Source organism: Streptomyces huiliensis (assembly GCF_020037025.1).
In the GTDB taxonomy this organism is placed as follows: domain Bacteria; phylum Actinomycetota; class Actinomycetes; order Streptomycetales; family Streptomycetaceae; genus Streptomyces; species Streptomyces huiliensis.
Map to the genome: position 1 here is coordinate 1 of NZ_JAIQLH010000265.1, position 1225 is coordinate 1225.

The window sequence follows — 1225 nt, forward strand, 5'->3', positions numbered from 1 at the left end:
GTTCCACCGGCTTCCTCCCCTGGCGCCGTCGCTGGCGTCGGCGGATGGCTCCGCCGGTCAGCCATAGTAGCGACCTGCGGGTTCGTAGCCGAGGGGGGAGTTTTGCCCCTGCCCCGCCCTTTCACCGTTTCCTGCGGGGGCTGCGCCCCCGCACCCCCTCCGGACAGGCTGATATAGCCCGTCCGGCGTTTGAGGACGAGCGGCGGAGCCGCGAAAAGGGGGTCTGGGGCGCAGCCCCAGGAAACGGTGAAGGGGCGGGACCGGGGCAAACCCACCCCCCGACCCCGTCGGTATGCTCGCCGCCATGCCCGTCACCCCCACACCCCCCGGCCGCGGACGCGGCGACGCGTGCCCCGGCGCCCTCCGCCTGCACGCCGCCGACGACGGCGCACTGGCCCGCGTACGCCTCCCGGCCGGGCTCCTGACGACCCGTCAGGCAGCGGAACTCGCCGCACTCGCGGAGGAGTTGGGCGACGGACACCTCGACATCACCTCGCGCGGCAACATCCAGCTCCGCGCCCTGCCCGCCGGCTCCGGAGGCGAGCTCGGGGGACGCCTCCGCGCAGCGGCCCTGCTCCCCTCCGACCGCCACGAGCGCGTCCGGAACATCGCCGCCTCCCCGCTGCACGGCCTGGACGGCGCCGGACACGCGGACGTCGGCGCGTGGGCCCGCGAACTGGACCGCCTGCTCTGCGCGGACGACGAGGTCACCGCCCTCTCGGGCCGCTTCCTCTTCGGCCTCGACGACGGCCGCGGCGACATCGCCGCCCTCACCCCCGATGTGACATTGATCGCAGAGCCGGGCGGCCGGGCGGCCGTGCTCTGCTACGCCGCCGAGGGCCCCGGCCTGCGCGTCCCGGCCGCCGACGCGCCGCGCGCGGCGGTGCTCGCGGCCCGGCACTTCCTCGCCGCGCACGGCGGTTCCGCGTGGCGGGTCACGGAACTCCCCGCCGACGGACGCCCGGACGTCACCGCCCTGGCCGCCCGCCTCACCGGCGCCGAGGCCACCGCCGTCCCCACGACCCGTTCCGCCGCCCCTCCCCCCGGCCCGGTACCGGGCCCCGACGGCCGGACCGCCCTCTCCGTCGCCGCTCCCCTGGGCCGGCTGACCGCCGGTCAGTGGCGGCTGCTGGTCGCCGCCGCCGAGGCCGGCTCGGGCGAACTGCGCGTGACGCCCTGGCGCGGCGTCGTCATCCCCGGCCTGGCCGACGCGGGCGCGGCCGCC

The 1225-nt window shown here is 77.7% G+C and carries 1 protein-coding gene; it reads left to right on the forward strand.

The window, feature by feature from the left end; translation table 11 throughout:
* Window positions 1–304 precede the first annotated feature (304 nt).
* A partial coding sequence (locus JNW98_RS30565; protein WP_372459358.1) for a ferredoxin-like domain-containing protein occupies window positions 305–1225 on the forward strand: 921 nt, incomplete at its 3' end.